Here is a 17224-nt window from a genome sequence, read left to right as displayed (position 1 = left end):
TCAGCGCAGCCGCTTCACATAGACCTGCCCGCCTTCGCGATGCTCGGTCTGGAAATTGGGGATCGTTTCGATCAGGTCGGACAGGCGGCTATAGCCGTAATTGCGCGTGTCGAAGCTCGATCGATTGCCCGCCCGCTGCCCGACATCGGAAAGCGCGGCATAGCCCCGCTCGTCGCGCTTGGCGCTGTTATAAGCGTCGATCAGCAGCTTGAGCAGCTCCTTGTCGAGCGCCTTGTCGGGTTCGGGGGCAGCGCCACTGGCCGGGGCCGGCTGACCCGATTTGATCAATGCGTCGACATCGATGAAGCGGGTACATGCCTGGCGAAATCCGTCGGGCGTACGCGGCGTCCCGAAGCCGTAAACGGGGAGGCCTTCCTGCCGGATGCGCATCGCCAGCGGCATGAAATCGCTGTCGGACGACAGGATACCGAAACCGGTGACGCGACCGCGGAACAACAGGTCCATCGCGTCGATCGTCATCCGCATGTCGGTGGCGTTCTTGCCCTTGGTGATGTCGAATTGCTGATAGGGCTCGATGCCGTGCTTCAGCGTCATGTCGGCCCAGCCCTTGAGCGACTGTTTGCGCCAATTGCCATAAACGCGGCGGATATTGACCGTGCCCAGTTCGGCCAGGACGGTCAGCACCGGGTCGATCGAGGCGGGGGATGCGTTGTCGGCATCGATCAGCAAGGCGACATTGCCCGCAGGCGGGCCAAGATTGGAATTCTGCATGACTTGCGATGTAGGGGGTGGGGGACAGGCTGCACAATCCCCGAAAGGAAAACCGCCCCCACGCCGACGGCGCAGGAGCGGGAGATTTGTGGCTCAGTCGCCGCGCCTGGGCGCGGGATAGCGCTCGCCATGGGCGATTTCGTCTTCCTTGGTGACACGGGTATGCGTGTCGGGATCGGCGGCGCGGGCCAATGCGTCCTGCGTGCCGACGTCGCGCTGGATATTGCCGCCCTCGCGTCCTTGCTGTCCGCCGGAAATGCTGTTCTGTTCGGCACGATCGATGACGTTGCTGTCGTCATGGTCGCGCGCGGTTTGGGTGCGGTCGTTCATGGTCGATCTCCTTTCCTGTCAACCAATGAACGGACCCTGCCGCGCGTTCCACGCTCAGGCAGTGAAGCGCTTGGTAAATCCCTTTACCTTCGGCATTTCCATCGCCGTTGCCTCCACTCGCGAAACCGTCGCGGCGCGCGGTCCGGTCCGGCAATCGTCGGTAAAGGCGTCGATCGCATTGTCATCGCCGACCGCGACGATTTCGACGCGTCCGTCGCTCAGATTGCGCACCCATCCGGTGATGTTCCATTCCTTGGCGGTGCGCACCGCCCAGTCCCGATAACCGACGCGCTGCACGCGTCCTTCGATCAACAATCGTCGCGAACCCATAATCCCCACGCTACGCTTACCCGGCGCAAACCCCGCGCCTGCAACCTGCTTAGCCGAGCAGGGGGACTCCGCGAAGGGCCGCTCGCCGTGCGGTGGGCACGGCACGTCCTGACATCGGCGAATTTGCGGGTTCAGCCTTCGGGATAGGCGATTTCCAGGATTTCATATTCGCGCTCGCCGGCGGGCAGGATCACCCGGCGCAAATCGCCGATGCCTGCCCCGCGCAGCGCCCGCGACAGCGGCGCATTCCACCCGATCCGCCCTGACGATGCGTCCGCCTCGTCATCGCCGACGATCGTCAGCGTCCGCTGATTATCGTCCTCATCAGCGATCAGCACGCGAGCTCCGAAATAGACGCGGTCCCGATCCGGCTGAAGCGCGGGATCGACCACCTTGGCCGCCTTCATCCGCCGCGACAGCCATCCAAGCCGCCGATCGATTTCGCGCAGCCTTTTGCGGCCATAGATATAATCGCCATTTTCCGAGCGATCGCCATTGCCCGCCGCCCAGGCGATGGTTTCGACCAGCTTGGGCCGCTCTTCGCCAAAGAGCTGGTCATATTCGGCCTTCAGCGCGGCATAGCCGGCAGGGGTGATATAGTTGGGGCGATCCATGGGTGCAGCATAAGCAGTGTGCAGCGGCGGGGAAATGGCAGCGGCGTCCGGTTTGTCACACCAGGTTTGTGCGCGCGACGTCCAGCAGCGACAAATGCCCCGCCAGAAGCTTGAGCGCGGCTTCCAGCGTAGGCCGGTCGCCTGGACCGCCGAGCGAGATACGCAGCGCCTGTTCGTCGCTGCCGGCGACGGCAAACCGGTCCGACGGAATTGCCCCGATGCCCGCGACCGCCAGCTTTTGCGAAAGCTCGCTCGCCAAATGGCCTTCGGGCAGCCGCAGCCAAAGGTGATAACCCTGTGGATGGCATTCGACCGCATGGTCCTTGAGCACGTCGCGCGCCAGTCTTGTCCGCCATGCGGCTTCGCCGCGCACGGCATGAACGAGCGTGTCGAAAGTACCTTCCTGCAGCCAGAATGCGATCATCGCGGCATTGATCGGCGGCGGCATGACTGCGGTCTGATGGATGCAGTCTGCGACCTGAAGCGCGCCCGGGATATTGGGTGCGCTCAGAAACGCGACGCGCAACGCTGGCGAGATGATCTTCGACGTGCTCGATATATACCATGCCAGTTGCGGCACGAAGCTTGCGATCGAACGGATCGGCGCGGGCGCAAGCAGGCCATAGGCATCGTCTTCGATAATCTGGATGCCGTGACGCGCGGCGACTTGCGCGATCCGCTCGCGCTCGGCGGCATTTATGGTGGCGGTGGTGGGGTTGTCGTTGGTCGGAACGACGTACAGCGCCGAAATCGTGCGGGCCGTGCACGCCTGTTCCAATGCCGCTGCGGTCATGGCGGGCAGGGGGACGAGGTCCAGCGACAGGCGATGGGCGATCGCGCGAAAGCCCGGATAGGCGAAGCTGCCACAGGCTACGCTGTCGCCGGGGCGCAGGATCGTGCTCGCCACGGCATGCAACGCATTTTGTCCGCCCGCCGTCACCACGATCTGATCGACTTCGGCCCTGATCCCCAGCCGCGATACCAGGTCGACTCCGGCTCGCCGACTTACTGAGTCTCCTCCGGCGCCTTGATATTGGAACAACGGGCTGTGCAGCTGTCCGGCGAGCCTTCCAAGACCGTCGGTCATGGCAGCCTGCAACACGCCGCTGGCGGGTACCGGCGGGGTGTTGAGGGCCGTATCCACTTGCGACGCCGCCGAAATGGACGCGGCCGCAGCGTTGCGGACGAAGCTCCCCGCCTTGCCCTGTCCTTCGATCAGCCCGCGCTGACGGGCAATCGCATAGCCGCGCGTCACCGTGGTCAGGTCGCAGCCCAGCGTTGCGGCCATGTCGCGCTGTGGGGGCAATCGATCGCCGGGGGACAATTCCCCCTTCTTGATCGCATCGGTCAATGCCTCGGCGATCTTGCGATAGATCGGACCCGAAAATCCGCTGAGATCAGGAATCCAGCGTGTCACCCTTGGCCGCGTCCTCTCGCGCATGCATTTCCGCCCACAGCTTCTCGGTGCCCGCCTCCACCGATCGGTTGACATATTGCGAGGCGACCAGCCAGCCCTTGATGGGGCGAAGCGGCAACAGGCAACCGATCCCCATCAGCGGTATCGCGATCGCGAGCAACAGCGGCACCGGGAGTTCAAGCGACACCTGCATCCATACAATCACGAAGAGCAGGGGAAATGCCACGAAGCACAGCGAGAAAAATGCCGGGCCGTCGTCGGGGGAGGCAAAACGGTAATCGAGACCGCAAACCTCGCATCTGTCGGTGACCTTCAACCAGGAACTGAACATATGCCCCTTGCCGCATCGCGGGCACAGCCCCTTCCAGCCCGATTCAAAGATCCACGGCCATTTTTCTCTTTCCACGCTGTCCACGGGATAAATCCATACATAAATATCAGTTGAGCCATACATAACCGCGCGCCGGCGAGAATCATAGGCAGGATTTTGCGCCGCGCCGACCCTCACCGGCCAAAGTCGAAGCCGCTGCTCAGGCGATTGCGGTCCCCGACCCGGGCCACGCGATGTAAGTCCGGCACCCTTCGGGGCGGGCGGTCGGTTCTGCGATGTCGGGGAATGGCGCATGGAGTAAGCTGAGCGCCTCGGTTCCATCCGTTCGGTCGCTCCAGACGTGAGGCCCAGAGCTGACATTGAGCGCGCACGCAATTCTGGTCGGCCAACTTTCGGGATGTCGATCAGACCGTATTTGACAGTCAGGACCTTAATATTTAGCCATGTGGCTATGGATTCGATTTCTCCGCTCGATCACGCATTCCACGCACTTGGGAACGGCACGCGCCGCGCGATCATCCGATTCCTCGAAAAGGAAGAAGAACTGCCTGCTGGCGAGATCGCCGGGCACTTTGCCAGTGCGGTACCAACGATCTCAAAACATCTTAAAGTGCTGCAGGCCGCCGGGTTGGTGACGGTGCGCAAGGAAGGCCGCATTCGCTATTACGCACTGGTTCCGGGTGGGCTGGCTCCGGCGCGCAGTTGGATGGAGCGCCACCAAAAGCTGTGGAGCGGCAATCTGGACCGGCTCGCTGACTATCTCGACGAGCAGGACATATGAGCCCTGCCGACACAGACTGCGTCGTGATAACCCGTCACTTCGCGCATCCGCCGGAACAGGTGTTTGCTGCCTTTGCCAGCGCGGAGGCGATCTCCCGCTGGCTTGCGCCGCATGACAGCATCGCTCTGATTGTCGAAGTCTTTCAGTTCGCCACGGAAGGGGCCTATCGCTTCTGTTATGCCATTCCCGATGCAGGGGAACTCCATCTTGAGGGGCGCTTCCTGACCATCGACCGGCCGCGTCGACTGAGCTTTTCCTGGTGCTGGCTACCGCCTGACATCCATGCGGGAATTGAGTCGTTGGTCGAAATCGATTTCGCTCCGACACCAAAGGGCACGCAACTCAGCTTGCGGCATAGTCGCCTTGACGAGGCGCAGATGGCCGAGCGCCACAGCCAGGGCTGGGCTGGCGCGCTTGGACGGCTGGAACGACTGCTTGAAACTGGATCGCAAGGGGCTCCCGCATGACGACATTGCCCGTTACCGCCACTATCGCCGGACTGCTTGCTCTGGCCATGTTTCCACTGACCTTGCAGGTTTCCATGCGGCGCGCGATGATCGGCATGAAAGCCGGTGTCATTCACGCCGCGGTATTCGGCGATGCCGGCAATGACGGGCTGCGCAATGCAGACAGGGCCTTCGGCAATTTCATCGAATATGTCCCGATGGTGCTGGTCTTGCTAGGCCTGTCCGAATGGCGCGGCGCACCGGAAACAGGGCTCTGGATCGTAGGAGGTGCGTTCGTCGCAGGACGAATCCTGCACGCAATTTCGATGACCTTCATCCCGCTCAATCCTGCACCGCGTGGCGTGGCGATGCTCACCACCTACGCCGCCTTGCTGGTGCCCGCATGGTGGCTTCTCAGCGCCTGAGAAAGACGGCAGTCCGCCTTTTCGTTCGGGTGCAAAGAAGCTGCCTGACAGCTCTCGCCCAAAAAGCCGCCGCCGCCCTCAACCGGGCGTGCGCTTGCCCAGATACCAGGAGATGCGGTTCGGCCCTTCGGAGCGCGCGCGCTCGGGATTCATCAGGTCGTATACCACGGCATTTTCCAGCACGCGCTGGACATAGTTCTTGGTTTCGAAGATCGGGATTTCCTCGATCCACTTGACCATGTCGACCGAGGGCAGGCGCGGGTCGCCATTGGCGGCGATCCAGCGGTTCACATTGCCCGGCCCGGCATTATAGGCGGCGACGGCCAGCGGATAGCTGCCGCCATAATAGCTCAGCATCCGCTGGAAATAGCTCGACCCGAGCTGGATATTATATTCCGGATCGCGGGTCAGCGCGTCGCTCGAATAGGCCAGGCCCATCTTGCCCGCCTGTTCGCGCGCCGTGCCCGGCATCAGCTGCATCAGCCCGCGTGCGCCGGCATGGCTGATCGCGGCGCGGTCGAACTGGCTTTCCTGCCGCGCGATCGCATGGATGATCGTCCAGTAATCCTGCTGTGCCACCGGCACCCGAACCGAGGGATAGCCCGCGGCGGTATAGTCCGAAAATCCGTTCTGCAGCGCCGACCGGCCGACCATCACGCCCAGATCGGGGCGGTCGATCGTGCGCGCCAGTTCGGCGGCGAGCACATGATCGGCGTCGGTCTTTGCCGTGTTGGCGATCTGACGCACGAACAGGCTCTGGTCTTCCCAGCTGTCGAGCGTGCCTAGCATCTGGGCCGCGCGCACGACTTCGCTGTTGTAAAAGGCAGTGCGGATTTCCGGGGCCACGTCGGCGGCCCCCATCGCGGCGGGTGCCGCCAGCGGGACGCCCATCCGCTCCATCGACAGCTGGCCGTAATAAAGATCGGGGAACCCGGCCGCGCGCTCGTACCACGCCTTTGCGATCTCGCTCTGTCCTGCAGCTTCCGCGCCGCGCCCGGCCCAGTAAAAGCCCTTGGACTGAGTCTGCGGGGTTCGCGATCCGCCGCCATAGCGCGCGAACATCTCCATCGCGTCGCTCGGGCGATTGAGCTTGTAGAAGGCCGTGGTGCCGGCCAGCCAGACCAGGCTGGTATAATCGTCGCGCACGCCATAGGCTTTTTCGCTGACATCGGTGCCGGGCAGGAACGCGTCGTCGACCTGGCTGGCGATAGCATATGCCTGTTGCCAATTGCCGTCATTCGCCGCGCCGCGCGCCGCGATCAGCAGCACTTCGAACCATTCCTCGACATCGCCGGGCAGCGCGGTCAGCCGATGCGGTTCGGCCAGATAGGAACGCATCGCGGCGCTCTGGCCGTTAGCCCGCAGCCATAGCGCACGATCGGCCATGAAGCCCGGATCGCGCCGCTGCTCCGCGCTGACCCCGCCCGACAATTCGGCGACACTGGCCGCATTGGTACGAAAGGCGAGCCGCGCCGCGAACAATGCGCGCTTTTCGGGGGAAACGAGATTGGACAGCCGCGCCGCCGCGTCGGTCGCGCCGTTCCACAGCAGCATGTCCATCCGCGCGTCATGGTCCTCGAACCGAAGGGCGGGCGCGAAACGGCCGAGCAGCGCAGTCTCATCTTCGCTGCGCAGCCGCCCCTTGCGCCATGCCGCGCGCGCCTGTTCGGCGGCGCGTTCGGGGTGGCCGGATGCCGACAGCGCTTCGGCAAAGCGCAAATGCCCGGCGGCAGTCAACGGCGGAAATTGCTCGAAATAGCGGACGGCGAGGCCGGGATAGAGATCGCCCGACTGCAACACGGTCTCTGCGGCGGCGCGACGGCTGGTTTCGCCCGGCCAGCCGGGGTGCAGCAACAGGAAATTGGCATAATCGGTGAACGGATAATTATCCGATTGTTGCAGGCGTTTCCATTCGACCAGGGCGTCGGCCAGGCTGTTCGACTGAATATAGCCGGGCGTCTCGCCGGGTACGCCGCTTTCCAGCTGCGTGCGGTACCATTGGACCTGTTCCTGCGTCAGCTGCGAAGTGGCGGCGACTCCCGAAACACCCGCAACCAGAAGCGCGTTCTTGAGCAATGTAGCCAGCATGCTGGACATCATACGGAAGCGCGGACTATCTGCCACCCCAGATTTTACCGGATGGGAGCAATTCGGGACGTGTTTTCTGGGTCGATACCCGCTTTGGTGACTCCGTTTCGCAACGGATATTTCGCCGAGAGCGATTTCCGCGCGCTGGTCGAGTGGCAGATCGAGCAAGGCTCGTCGGCGCTGGTGCCCTGTGGCACGACGGGCGAGGCGGCGACCATGTCTGCCGAAGAGCATTTCCACGTCGTCAAAATCTGCGTCGATCAGGCGAAGGGCCGGGTTCCGGTGATTGCCGGTGCAGGGTCGAACGACACGGCGGTCGCTTGCGCCAACGTGCATGCTGCTAAGGAAGCCGGGGCGGACGCTGCGTTGATGGTGCCGCCTTATTATAACCGGCCGAGCCAGGAAGGCATTTTCCGCCATTTCGAAGCGGTAGCGCAGAAAACCGACCTTCCGATCGTGCTCTATAACGTGCCGGGCCGCACTGTGACCGACATTCACCCATCGACGATGGCGCGGATCGTTACGGCGTTCCCCACGACCTTTGTCGGGGTGAAGGACGCGACCGGCACTCTGGGGCGCGTCAGCGAACAGCGCGCGGGTTGCGGCCCGGATTTCTGCCAGCTGTCGGGCAATGACGAAACCGCGCTTGCGTTCAACGCGATGGGCGGGGTGGGGTGCATTTCGGTCACCGCCAATGTCGCGCCGAAACTATGCGCCGAATTTCAGGCCGCACTGGCGGCCGGCGATTATGCCACCGCGCTGACCTATCAGGACAAGCTCTATGCGTTGCATATCGCGATGTTCACCGATGCCTCGCCGGGGCCGGTGAAATACGCGATGACGCGGGTCCGCGAAGGCTTCCCCATGGAATTGCGCCTGCCGATGACCGAACCGAGCGACGCGGCCAAGGCGGCGGTCGACGCTGCGCTGGCGCATGCGCGGCTGGTTTAGCGCGACGCTGTCGGGCCTCGCTCCGAAAGCGAGCATTTTGAAGCGAGCGCTGACGATGCACGCACGAAAGGTTGCGATAAAAGAGCCGCGCATGTGAAAAAGCGCCCGAACCAAAGTGCGGGCGCTTCAACCTGGAAAAACCAGCTATAGCCTATGGGCTGACCGGTGTGATTTCGAAGTCATCGTCTTCATTGGTGACAACGACACCAGCGACCACCGCGGCGACGCCTACGCCGATGGCGAGGATGGTGCCGATGGTTTCAGCACCTGCCCGGTTGCTTTTACCAACCGACGTACTGGCGCGAGCGCTTGACAGCGAAAGCGAAGAAGCCGCGCCCGATGCTGCAATCGCCGGCGTGGCGACAAGGCTGAGTGCCGCAATTGCGGCGAGAAGCTTGGAAATCATGGTTGCTCACCTCAAATAAGATAATAAGGCGTGGTTATGGGGACGCTATGGGCTGGTAGGACGATCTTCATCGTCCGCGACCACAACCACGGCGCCAGCGATGATACCGACGACGCCCAATACTACACCCAGCGCGGGCGCGATTGCCTTCGAAGACTTGCCACCAACTGTCGATGCCCTGGCGAGAGACAATGCACTCGTGCCCTGAGTTGCAAGTGCGGGCTGAGCAACTGATGCGCTGGTCATCAGCGCAATAATCGCTCCCATAACAAATGTCTTGCGCATGATGCCGTACTTTCCCTTAGTTTCACACATAATAGGCGTGGTTAAGGATGTGGTTCCATGCACCCTTGCTGTTGTAAAGAGTATTTAGTCTAGGGATGGAAATGTTATAGATTTGTGTGTTTATCGATAAACTTGTCTTGATGATGCACGTAGGCAAGGATCGCAGGCCTTCCCGGATCGGTCTTTATCGTTTGATTTAAAAGCCATTTTTATCGATCCGGTGCGTGCGCGATGCGCTCGCTCGCACAGCGATTGTCGGACGTTACGCTTCCCGATCCTGTCCGACGCTGGCACAAGCGCACGACTGTTTGCCCCTGGGGCGTTGCAACAATGTCACGCGGTGACGGCCTCGGCGTTGCGCCTGACCCGCAAAAGGGGTGGCAATCGTCTGCCACAGGCTGCCGGGTGCTTCCCTTATTCGCTGCCAGTCCCTAAATGCGCTCCCCCTATGGCACGTCCGCGTCCTCCAGCCGAAAAGTCCAAGACCGTCGCCGAGAACCGGCGCGCGCGGTTCGATTATTTCATCGACACGACCTATGAGGCGGGGATCGCACTCACCGGCACCGAGGTGAAGTCGCTGCGTTTCGGCGAAGGCTCGATCGCCGAAAGCTATGCCGAAGTGAAAAATGGCGAGGTGTGGCTGGTCAATTCGAACATTCCCGAATTCAGCCATGGCAACCGTTTCAACCACGAGCCCAAACGTCCGCGCAAGCTGCTGTTGCACGAACGGGAAATCAACAAGATGCACGGCGCAGTCAATCGCGAGGGCATGACGCTCGTGCCGCTGTCCATCTATTTCAACGGTCGCGGTCGTGCGAAGGTCGAGCTTGCGCTCGCCAAGGGCAAAAAGGCGCATGACAAACGCGATACGATCAAGGAACGCGACTGGAAGCGTGAACAGGGCCGTCTGCTGCGCGATCGCGGCTGACCGCTGCCAAACCCCGTCGAATATGCGCACGTAACCTTGTCACATGGGTTTGACGCGGCGTGCTAACGGGCTAATACGGCGCATCTATTCTTTTTCGTGGAGTTCCCATGCGTCGTCCGCTCCTCACTTCCACCATCCTTATGGCGCCGGTCCTGCTCGCCGGTTGCTCGATGAACGATAAATCGACCGCTTCGGCGTCGCAGCAGGCCGCTACGCCGGATCAGGCGTCGGTTGCGCCGGTGGCGCCGGCTTCGGCGCCGGGCCCGCAAATCGGCAGCTTCGGCTTCGATGTCGCCGGCATGGATCGGTCGGTCGCTCCGGGCGATGATTTCTACGGCTATGCCAATGGCACCTGGGCACAGGAAACTGCGATTCCCGCAGACAAGTCCAGCTATGGCATGTTCACGGCGCTCGACGACCTGTCGCGCGAACGGACGCAGTCGATCCTGCAGCAGGAAGCCGCGAAGGGCTCCAAAATCGGCACTGCGTACACCACCTATCTCGATCGCGATCACATCGATTCGCTCGGCCTCGCGCCGATCCAGCCGTGGCTCGATCAGATCAAGGCGCTGACCGCCAAGTCAGGCTATGCCGCGCTCGCGGCACAGGCGGACCGCAACGGCGTGGGCATTCCGTTCGGCACCTATGTCGGACAGGATGACAAGAATCCGGAAGTCTATGCCCTCAACATAAGCCAGTCCGGGCTGGGGATGCCCGACCGCGATTATTATCTGTCGGACGACGAAAAGCTGGTGGAGACGCGCCACCAGTATCTGGCGATGCTGACCAGTATGCTGACGCTGGCGGGCGAAGCGAATGCCGAAGCGCGTGCCCAGGCGATACTCGATTTCGAGACTCAGATCGCCAAGGCGCACTGGACGCGGATCGAAAGCCGCGACGCCGACAAGACCTATAACAAGATGTCGGTTGCCGAACTGACCGCCGCCGCGCCGGGCTTTGATTTCGCCACCTATTTTCATGGGATCGGCGCCAACGTCGATTCGGTCATCGTTGCCCAGCCGACCGCAGTGACCGGCATCGCCGATCTGATCCGCACGACGCCGCTCGCCGTGCTGAAGGACCAGCTGCTGGTACGTTCGCTGGTCAGCTTTGCCGACGTTCTTCCCAAGAAATTCGACGATGCGTCGTTCGCATTTTATGGAACCGCGCTGTCGGGCACGCCGCAGCAGGAAGAGCGCTGGAAGCGCGCGGTCAGCTTCACCACCGGCGCGCTGGCCGATGACGTCAGCCAATTATACGTCGCCAAATATTTCCCGCCGGAAGCCAAGGCAGCGGCCGACGAACTGGTCCGCAATATCATCGCGGCGATGGGCCGTCGTATCGATGAACTCGACTGGATGTCGCCGGAAACCAAGGTGAAGGCGCATGCCAAGCTGGCCGCTTTCACGCCAAAGATCGGCTATCCGGATCGCTGGCGCGACTATTCCGACCTTCAGATCGTCGCGGGCGATGCGTTCGGCAATAATCTGCGCGCCAATAACTGGTCGCATAATTACAATATCGGCCATCTCGGCAAGCCGCTGCAGCGGTGGGAATGGGGCATGACCCCGATGACCGTGAATGCCTATGCCAATTTCGGCATGGTCGAAATCGTGTTCCCGGCTGCGATCCTTCAGCCGCCCTTCTTTGATCCCAACGCCGATCCGGCAGTCAATTATGGCGGCATCGGCGCAGTGATCGGCCACGAACTGAGCCACCATTTCGACGATCAGGGCGCCAAATATGACGCCCATGGTCGCCTGACCCAGTGGTGGACCGATGCCGATATCGCGGCATTCAAGGCACGCACCGACGCGCTGATCGCGGAATATGACCAATATGAGCCGTTGCCCGGCATGCATGTGAAGGGGGCGATGACGCTCGGCGAGAATGTCGCCGATCTTGCGGGCCTGACCGTCGCATATGATGCGTACAAGACCGCGCTGGGCGGCAAGCCTGCGCCGGTGATCGATGGCTTTTCCGGCGATCAGCGCTTCTATCTGGGCTGGGCACAGGTGTGGCGCCGCAACTATCGCGAGGCCAATCTGCGCCAGCGCCTGCTCACCGATCCGCACTCGCCTTCGCAACAGCGTGCCTGGGTCGTCCGCAATCTGGACCCCTGGTATTCGGCGTTCGCACCGGACCCGTCGCAGAAACTGTATCTGACGCCGGAACAACGCGTGAAGATCTGGTGACCTGAACGCGGTTCACACCGAAAATGCGGCCCGCCGGATCCTTTCGGCGGGCCGTTTTCGTTTTTGGCCGGGCGTGAGATTTCATTTGCCAAATCGCGCGTTTCGGCGCCCGGATGCTTGACCGGGAAGCATGTCCGGCACAGGACGGGCCATGGCTTCGGTACCGGCAGCTCCCTCCCGTGAACATGCGCGCGCGCTGATGCCGCTGCTCGCCGCGCTGCTCGCGGGATTCGCGGCGGCGGGGCTGGTTCTGATCACGCTCAATGATCGTGCGCTCGCGGTCGGGTTCGTTGCCGCGACGCTGTTGGTGGCGGGTGGCCTGCTCGCCGCGCGAAAACTGTTCGGCGGCACGGATGCGGCAGAACCGACCATCGACTGGTCGGTCGCGCACGCCCTGGCGGCGGCGAGCGACGATGCGCTGGCCGTGACCGATCGGGCGGGCCGGCTGGTATGCGCGAACGCGCGCTATGCGGCATTGTTCGAAGGCTATCCGACGCCTCCCAATCTGCCGGTATCGACCGAGGCCGGGCAATCGCTGCATATCGCCGGTCGCGCGGCATGGCGCGATGGCGAAGGGCGCAGCGATCCGATCGACGTTTCGGGCGCGCCGGTAACCGCGCAGGTCGCGCGCGTCGGCGAGGATATGCTCGTATGGCGCTTCGTGGGCGTTCAGGGGCTCGACCTTGCCCAGACCGTCCAGACCCTGATCGCGAGCCAGACCGGCGATCGGCTGGGCAGCGCGGGCATCATGGCGGCGCTGGTGACGCCCGAAGGGCGGGTGCGGTCGGCCAATCGGGTTTTGCGGCTGCGTGCGATGGGTCGCGACGATGCCGCGATCGAAGGACGCGATTTCACGCGCTTCCTGATTACCGACAGTAGCGGCCAGGTGCGGTTCGAGCGCGAAGGCCTGACCGGCACGCCATTGCGCGTCCTGCAGATTCCGTTTCTCGACGCGGAGGATTCTCCGATGCTGGTCGCGCTGCTCGACGAAGAGACGAGCGCGGTCAACACTCCGGCGATCGGCGGCAGCGCGACGGCGCATGTCCGCTCGCTGATCTCGCTGTTGCCGCTCGGCATGGCGCTGGTCGATCGCGACGGGCGTTTCGTCCATATGAACGATGCGTTCGTCCGCGCGACGCGCGTGAACCCCGCCGCTCCGCCGCTATATCCGGGCGACCTGGTGGTGCGCGAGGACAAGGCGGCGCTTGCCGATGCCGTACGCCGTTTTTCGGGCGGTGCGGCGCATTCGACCGATATGGCGATCCGGCTGGCCGACGCACCCGAAGAGCCGCTCGCCATCTCGCTGGCGAGCGCGCGCGGGCTGGGCGAAGCTGCGGTGCTGATCAGCCTCAAGGATTCGGGGGAGGAAGGGAAGCTCAAGCGCCAGGTGGCGCAGGCGACCAAGATGCAGGCAGTGGGCCAGCTTGCCGGCGGCGTCGCGCATGATTTCAACAATATCCTGACCGCGATTATCGGCCATTGCGACCTGATGCTGATGCGCCATTCGCCCGGCGACAGCGATTATGACGATATCCAGCAGATCCGCGCCAATTCGAACCGTGCGGCCAGCCTGACGCGGCAATTGCTCGCCTTTTCGCGCCAGCAGACGCTGCGGCCGCAGGTGCTACAGCTTCCCGACGTGATTTCGGAGGTGTCGAACCTGCTCAAGCGCCTGCTCGGCGAAACGGTGAAGCTCGAAGTCAAACATGGCCGCAATCTTGGCCCGGTACGCGCCGATCCCGGCCAGCTTGAGCAGGTGGTCGTCAATCTGGCGGTCAATGCGCGCGATGCCATGCTTGCCGCCAATCCCACCGGTGGTGGGACGCTGACGATCGAGACGGCGGCCGTGCCGTCTTCCGAAGTGCGGCAGATGGACGAGGATGTGCTGCCCGTCGGCGATTATACCGCGCTGCGCATATCCGACACCGGCACGGGCATCCCGCCCGACATCCTGCCCAAGATCTTCGAACCCTTTTTCACGACCAAGGAAGTGGGGAAGGGGACGGGACTGGGCCTTTCGACCGTCTACGGCATCATCAAGCAATCGGGCGGGTTCATCTTCGCCGAAAGCGCGTTGGGCAAGGGAACGGCCTTCACCATCTATCTGCCCGTGCATGCCGCGGCGGAAGCGACCAAGGCAGTCACGCCGGTCAAGGAAAAGCCGGCCGACCTGTGGGGCAGCGGCACCGTGCTGGTGGTCGAGGACGAAGATATGGTTCGCGCTGTCGCCGAACGCGCGCTGACGCGGCAGGGCTATACCGTGATGACGGCGGAAAATGGCGAGGCCGCGCTGGAATTGCTTCAGGACTGCGATCGCCCGGATCTGCTGGTTTCGGACGTGGTGATGCCTTCGATGGACGGTCCGACCATGGCGCGGCAGGTTCGCGAACGCTATCCCGATATCCCGATTCTGTTCATGTCGGGCTATGCCGAGGAACAGCTTCGCAAGTCGATCGACCTCGACAATGTCGCTTTTCTGCCCAAGCCATTTTCGGTGCAGCAACTCGCCGAGGCGGTTCGCGAAGCGCTTTCGGCGAAATAGCTTGGCCTGCGCAGGAAATTTCTGCATTCCATGAAGTCTATGGTCAGTATCTCCAGTGTTTTGATCGTCGAGGACGAACCCTTGATCGCGATGATGCTCGAGGATTTTCTCGAAGTGCTCGATCGCCAGGTCGCGGGCACCGCCGACAGTTGCGAAACGGCATTGTCGCGCCTGGAGGATGGCGGCGTCGATGCCGTGATCCTCGACGTCAATCTGCGCGCGGGCGAAACCAGCTGGCCGGTCGCGGACAAGCTGGCCGAAAGCGGCATTCCCTTCGTGCTGGCCACCGGCGGGTCGGACGACAGTATCGCCGATGCGCACAAGGGGCGCCCGGTGCTGCAAAAGCCGTTCACGCTCGAAGCGGTCGAGGCCGCGCTTGAATCGCTCGACTAAGTCGGCCGGTTCAGGCCGTCCGCTGCGGCACTTCTGCGGCGTCTTGTTCCAGCGATTTTTGCGAGGCGACCGCTTCCCAGGGAAAGACGAACCAGTCCTTCGTCACTGCGCGGTCGATCGTGCGCGCGCGATATTCGACGCGCTGGCTCGATCCGCTGTTGTCGATCAGCGTCGCGAACCGGACATTGCCCGCAACCGCGCCCGCCGCAGCAAGCGCCGCGCGCAACTTCGCGATCGTGCTGCCGGTATCGTTGATATCGTCGACGAACAACAGCCGTTCGCCCGATGTGGTGCGTGCCGCCAGGCGTTCGAGTGGCGCGTCGGCGAAATCGGGCACTTTCGAACTATGGTCGACCGACAGCATCGGCCGACCGGTCGCGTGGCTGAGATACACCGCCGGTGCCAGGCCGCCACGACCGATGCCGATCAGGAAACTCGGTTCCCACGCGCTGTCGGCGGCGATGGCCTTTGCAAGCCTGTGCACATGATCGACGAATTGCTCGTGCGGGATTGGTGTGAATACCGGCATCAATTTGCCGCCGCCCAGGCATCGAGCCGCGCGACATGCCCGGCAATTTCCGCCGGCGGCAGGAACGAGCCGAGAAAGCTGTTGCGGGCGAGCGTTACCAGATCGTCGCGATCGAGCCCGCGTGCCTGTGCCGCCGCGACATAATTATCGACGACATAGCCGCCGAAATAGGCCGGATCGTCGGAATTGATCGTGGCGCGCAGCCCCGCTTTCAGCATCCGGTCGATCGGATGCGCGGCCATGTCGGGGATCACGCACAGCTTCAGATTGGAAAGCGGGCACACCGTCAGCGTCATCCCGCTCTGCGCGAGCCGCTCGGTCAGTTTCGCGTCCTCAAGCGCGCGATTGCCATGGTCCAGCCGGTCGATATGGAGCAGATCGAGCGCTTCCCACACATATTCGGGCGGACCTTCCTCGCCCGCATGCGCGACTGCTTTCAGCCCCATGCCGCGAGCGGCTTCGAATACTCGCGCGAATTTGCTCGGCGGATGGCCGACTTCGGACGAATCGAGCCCGACGCCTTCGATCCGATCGAGCCAGGGTTCGGCGGCTTTCAGCGTTTCGAACGCAGCGTCCTCGTCCAGATGGCGGAGGAAGCAGAGAATCAGTTTGGAAGTGAGCCCGTGTTTCGCTTCGGCTTCGGCCATGCCCGCGAGAAGGCCGTCGGCGACGACCTGAAACGGGATGCCGCGATCGGTATGCGTCTGGGGATCGAAGAAGATTTCGGAATGGCGCACGCCGTCCGCCGCCGCGCGATCGAAATAGGCAGTCGCCAGATCGCAAAAATCCGCTTCGGTACGCAGCACATTCGCGCCAGCATAATAGATGTCGAGAAAATCCTGCAGGTTCGAAAAATCATAGGCCGCGCGCACATCTTCGACACTGGCGAACGGAATCGACACCTTGTTGCGCTCGGCAAGCGCGAACATCAATTCGGGTTCGAGGCTGCCTTCGATATGCAAGTGGAGCTCGGCCTTGGGCAGGCCCTGAACGAAACTGGTGAGATTGGTCATCGCCGGAGCATCGCGCGCGGCGACCGCTCTGGCAAGCCGCGTACCATCACCAGTTTCCGCGTTCCACCGCCTGAACGATATCGCGAACCCGGATCGGCACCGGCTTTCGCAGCGGAAGCGTCCTGCGCAACGGCAGCCATATCAGCGCGGCGAGCAACAGGGCGAGAAGGAAAATGCCGCTGGCAGGTAGATACATCACCCCGCCGACCCATTTTGCGATCAATGTTGCGATCAGCAGCACGACAGCCATCGCCACGATCGTGCGGATGGAAAGCGCATTGATCAGGAAATGCCGGTCCCACCGTTTCCACAAAGCGGTCAGATCGACACGATACCGCCCCGAAATTCGCGAAAACAATGTCACTGCATCATCACCCGAAATGCCCAGATCCTCCGCGATGCGGGAGTCGCGATGAATGCGGATCAGCGGCATGCCGCTCTGTTCGGCGATCAACTCGCGGATTTCGCGCTCGACGCTCATGCGACTG

20 protein-coding genes are annotated in these 17224 nt (G+C 62.6%); 8 read left to right on the top strand and 12 right to left on the bottom strand.

Translation table 11 applies throughout. The features are described 5' to 3' along the window. From DKB74_RS17165 to DKB74_RS17140, 6 genes are all read right to left on the bottom strand, one after another. A complete protein-coding gene (locus DKB74_RS17165; RefSeq protein WP_109809422.1) occupies positions 1-732 on the bottom strand; it encodes an NYN domain-containing protein in 732 nt (243 codons plus the stop codon). Between the two features lie 93 nt (positions 733-825). Beyond that, the gene (locus tag DKB74_RS17160) at positions 826-1062 is read right to left on the bottom strand and encodes a hypothetical protein (protein WP_109809421.1); all 237 of its coding nucleotides are present in this window, start codon (positions 1060-1062) and stop codon (positions 826-828) included. A 54-nt stretch (positions 1063-1116) separates the two neighbouring features. After that, the gene (locus DKB74_RS17155) at positions 1117-1392 is read right to left on the bottom strand and encodes an acylphosphatase (RefSeq protein ID WP_109809420.1); all 276 of its coding nucleotides are present in this window, start codon (positions 1390-1392) and stop codon (positions 1117-1119) included. A 131-nt stretch (positions 1393-1523) separates the two neighbouring features. Beyond that, on the bottom strand, positions 1524-2006 hold the full coding sequence (greB, locus tag DKB74_RS17150; protein WP_109809419.1) for a transcription elongation factor GreB: 483 nt from the start codon (positions 2004-2006) through the stop codon (positions 1524-1526). A gap of 55 nt (positions 2007-2061) precedes the next feature. Next, the gene (locus DKB74_RS17145; RefSeq protein WP_161956900.1) at positions 2062-3423 is read right to left on the bottom strand and encodes an aminotransferase-like domain-containing protein; all 1362 of its coding nucleotides are present in this window, start codon (positions 3421-3423) and stop codon (positions 2062-2064) included. Then, positions 3404-3838, bottom strand: a complete 435-nt coding sequence (locus DKB74_RS17140; protein ID WP_239987578.1) for a DUF983 domain-containing protein — start codon at positions 3836-3838, stop codon at positions 3404-3406. The genes DKB74_RS17145 and DKB74_RS17140 overlap by 20 nt, the downstream gene beginning before the upstream one ends. 367 nt (positions 3839-4205) lie before the next feature. Here DKB74_RS17140 and DKB74_RS17135 point away from each other — a divergent pair, with 367 nt between their 5' ends. From DKB74_RS17135 to DKB74_RS17125, 3 genes are read left to right on the top strand one after another with little or no spacing between them, the layout of a single operon-like run. Next, entirely contained in the window at positions 4206-4535 is a 330-nt protein-coding gene (locus DKB74_RS17135) for an ArsR/SmtB family transcription factor (protein WP_161956899.1), read from the top strand. Beyond that, complete coding sequence (locus DKB74_RS17130; RefSeq protein ID WP_109809416.1) at positions 4532-5002, top strand: SRPBCC family protein; 471 nt, start codon at positions 4532-4534, stop codon at positions 5000-5002. Before DKB74_RS17135 ends, DKB74_RS17130 begins: the two co-directional genes overlap by 4 nt. Then, entirely contained in the window at positions 4999-5406 is a 408-nt protein-coding gene (locus DKB74_RS17125) for an MAPEG family protein (protein ID WP_109809415.1), read from the top strand. Before DKB74_RS17130 ends, DKB74_RS17125 begins: the two co-directional genes overlap by 4 nt. Before the next feature lie 78 nt (positions 5407-5484). On the opposite strand, the gene DKB74_RS17120 is transcribed toward DKB74_RS17125, so the two are convergent. Beyond that, entirely contained in the window at positions 5485-7494 is a 2010-nt protein-coding gene (locus DKB74_RS17120) for a lytic transglycosylase domain-containing protein (protein WP_109809508.1), read from the bottom strand. Positions 7495-7563: 69 nt separating this feature from the next. Between DKB74_RS17120 and dapA the strand changes: the two genes are divergently transcribed. Then, positions 7564-8445: a 4-hydroxy-tetrahydrodipicolinate synthase gene (gene dapA, locus DKB74_RS17115; RefSeq protein WP_109809414.1), complete on the top strand. Its 882-nt coding sequence runs from the start codon at positions 7564-7566 to the stop codon at positions 8443-8445. A 151-nt stretch (positions 8446-8596) separates the two neighbouring features. Here the strand turns inward: dapA and DKB74_RS17110 are convergent, their stop codons facing one another. Together DKB74_RS17110 and DKB74_RS18650 are read right to left on the bottom strand one after the other, a co-directional pair. Beyond that, the gene (locus DKB74_RS17110) at positions 8597-8851 is read right to left on the bottom strand and encodes a hypothetical protein (RefSeq protein WP_109809413.1); all 255 of its coding nucleotides are present in this window, start codon (positions 8849-8851) and stop codon (positions 8597-8599) included. 45 nt (positions 8852-8896) lie between these two features. Beyond that, the gene (locus tag DKB74_RS18650; protein WP_145961039.1) at positions 8897-9136 is read right to left on the bottom strand and encodes a hypothetical protein; all 240 of its coding nucleotides are present in this window, start codon (positions 9134-9136) and stop codon (positions 8897-8899) included. Positions 9137-9584: 448 nt separating this feature from the next. On the opposite strand from DKB74_RS18650, the gene smpB reads away from it, so the two are divergent. The 4 genes from smpB to DKB74_RS17090 all read left to right on the top strand — a co-directional run bounded on the left by smpB (position 9585) and on the right by DKB74_RS17090 (position 15194). Then, positions 9585-10064, top strand: coding sequence for an SsrA-binding protein SmpB (gene smpB, locus DKB74_RS17105; protein ID WP_109809412.1), 480 nt, complete (start codon positions 9585-9587; stop codon positions 10062-10064). Positions 10065-10204: 140 nt separating this feature from the next. Further along, the gene (locus DKB74_RS17100) at positions 10205-12259 is read left to right on the top strand and encodes a M13 family metallopeptidase (RefSeq protein ID WP_420822423.1); all 2055 of its coding nucleotides are present in this window, start codon (positions 10205-10207) and stop codon (positions 12257-12259) included. A 151-nt stretch (positions 12260-12410) separates the two neighbouring features. Then, entirely contained in the window at positions 12411-14801 is a 2391-nt protein-coding gene (locus DKB74_RS17095; protein WP_109809410.1) for a hybrid sensor histidine kinase/response regulator, read from the top strand. A gap of 39 nt (positions 14802-14840) precedes the next feature. Then, on the top strand, positions 14841-15194 hold the full coding sequence (locus DKB74_RS17090; protein ID WP_109809409.1) for a response regulator: 354 nt from the start codon (positions 14841-14843) through the stop codon (positions 15192-15194). A 10-nt stretch (positions 15195-15204) separates the two neighbouring features. Here DKB74_RS17090 and DKB74_RS17085 read toward each other — a convergent pair whose 3' ends face one another. The 3 genes from DKB74_RS17085 to DKB74_RS17075 are packed head-to-tail and all read right to left on the bottom strand — an operon-like array spanning position 15205 to position 17217. Next, positions 15205-15723, bottom strand: a complete 519-nt coding sequence (locus DKB74_RS17085) for a phosphoribosyltransferase (protein ID WP_109809408.1) — start codon at positions 15721-15723, stop codon at positions 15205-15207. After that, on the bottom strand, positions 15723-16736 hold the full coding sequence (locus DKB74_RS17080; RefSeq protein ID WP_109809407.1) for an adenosine deaminase: 1014 nt from the start codon (positions 16734-16736) through the stop codon (positions 15723-15725). The genes DKB74_RS17085 and DKB74_RS17080 overlap by 1 nt, the downstream gene beginning before the upstream one ends. Before the next feature lie 46 nt (positions 16737-16782). Continuing rightward, a complete protein-coding gene (locus DKB74_RS17075; protein WP_109809406.1) occupies positions 16783-17217 on the bottom strand; it encodes an acyl carrier protein in 435 nt (144 codons plus the stop codon). Positions 17218-17224 lie beyond the last annotated feature (7 nt).

The sequence above is a fragment of the Stakelama portus genome (assembly GCF_003171655.1).
Lineage (GTDB): Bacteria > Pseudomonadota > Alphaproteobacteria > Sphingomonadales > Sphingomonadaceae > Sphingomonas > Sphingomonas portus.
This window is presented reverse-complemented; position numbering and strand designations above follow the sequence as displayed.

Coding starts and splice junctions, on each gene's coding strand:
- DKB74_RS17165 (WP_109809422.1), bottom strand. CDS start 732: ATGCAGAATTCCAATCTTGGCCCGCCTGCGGGCAATGTCGCCTTGCTG.
- DKB74_RS17160 (WP_109809421.1), bottom strand. CDS start 1,062: ATGAACGACCGCACCCAAACCGCGCGCGACCATGACGACAGCAACGTC.
- DKB74_RS17155 (WP_109809420.1), bottom strand. CDS start 1,392: ATGGGTTCGCGACGATTGTTGATCGAAGGACGCGTGCAGCGCGTCGGT.
- greB (WP_109809419.1), bottom strand. CDS start 2,006: ATGGATCGCCCCAACTATATCACCCCTGCCGGCTATGCCGCGCTGAAG.
- DKB74_RS17135 (WP_161956899.1), top strand. CDS start 4,206: ATGGATTCGATTTCTCCGCTCGATCACGCATTCCACGCACTTGGGAAC.
- DKB74_RS17130 (WP_109809416.1), top strand. CDS start 4,532: ATGAGCCCTGCCGACACAGACTGCGTCGTGATAACCCGTCACTTCGCG.
- DKB74_RS17125 (WP_109809415.1), top strand. CDS start 4,999: ATGACGACATTGCCCGTTACCGCCACTATCGCCGGACTGCTTGCTCTG.
- DKB74_RS17120 (WP_109809508.1), bottom strand. CDS start 7,494: ATGCTGGCTACATTGCTCAAGAACGCGCTTCTGGTTGCGGGTGTTTCG.
- DKB74_RS17110 (WP_109809413.1), bottom strand. CDS start 8,851: ATGATTTCCAAGCTTCTCGCCGCAATTGCGGCACTCAGCCTTGTCGCC.
- DKB74_RS18650 (WP_145961039.1), bottom strand. CDS start 9,136: ATGCGCAAGACATTTGTTATGGGAGCGATTATTGCGCTGATGACCAGC.
- smpB (WP_109809412.1), top strand. CDS start 9,585: ATGGCACGTCCGCGTCCTCCAGCCGAAAAGTCCAAGACCGTCGCCGAG.
- DKB74_RS17100 (WP_420822423.1), top strand. CDS start 10,205: ATGGCGCCGGTCCTGCTCGCCGGTTGCTCGATGAACGATAAATCGACC.
- DKB74_RS17095 (WP_109809410.1), top strand. CDS start 12,411: ATGGCTTCGGTACCGGCAGCTCCCTCCCGTGAACATGCGCGCGCGCTG.
- DKB74_RS17090 (WP_109809409.1), top strand. CDS start 14,841: ATGGTCAGTATCTCCAGTGTTTTGATCGTCGAGGACGAACCCTTGATC.
- DKB74_RS17085 (WP_109809408.1), bottom strand. CDS start 15,723: ATGCCGGTATTCACACCAATCCCGCACGAGCAATTCGTCGATCATGTG.
- DKB74_RS17080 (WP_109809407.1), bottom strand. CDS start 16,736: ATGACCAATCTCACCAGTTTCGTTCAGGGCCTGCCCAAGGCCGAGCTC.
- DKB74_RS17075 (WP_109809406.1), bottom strand. CDS start 17,217: ATGAGCGTCGAGCGCGAAATCCGCGAGTTGATCGCCGAACAGAGCGGC.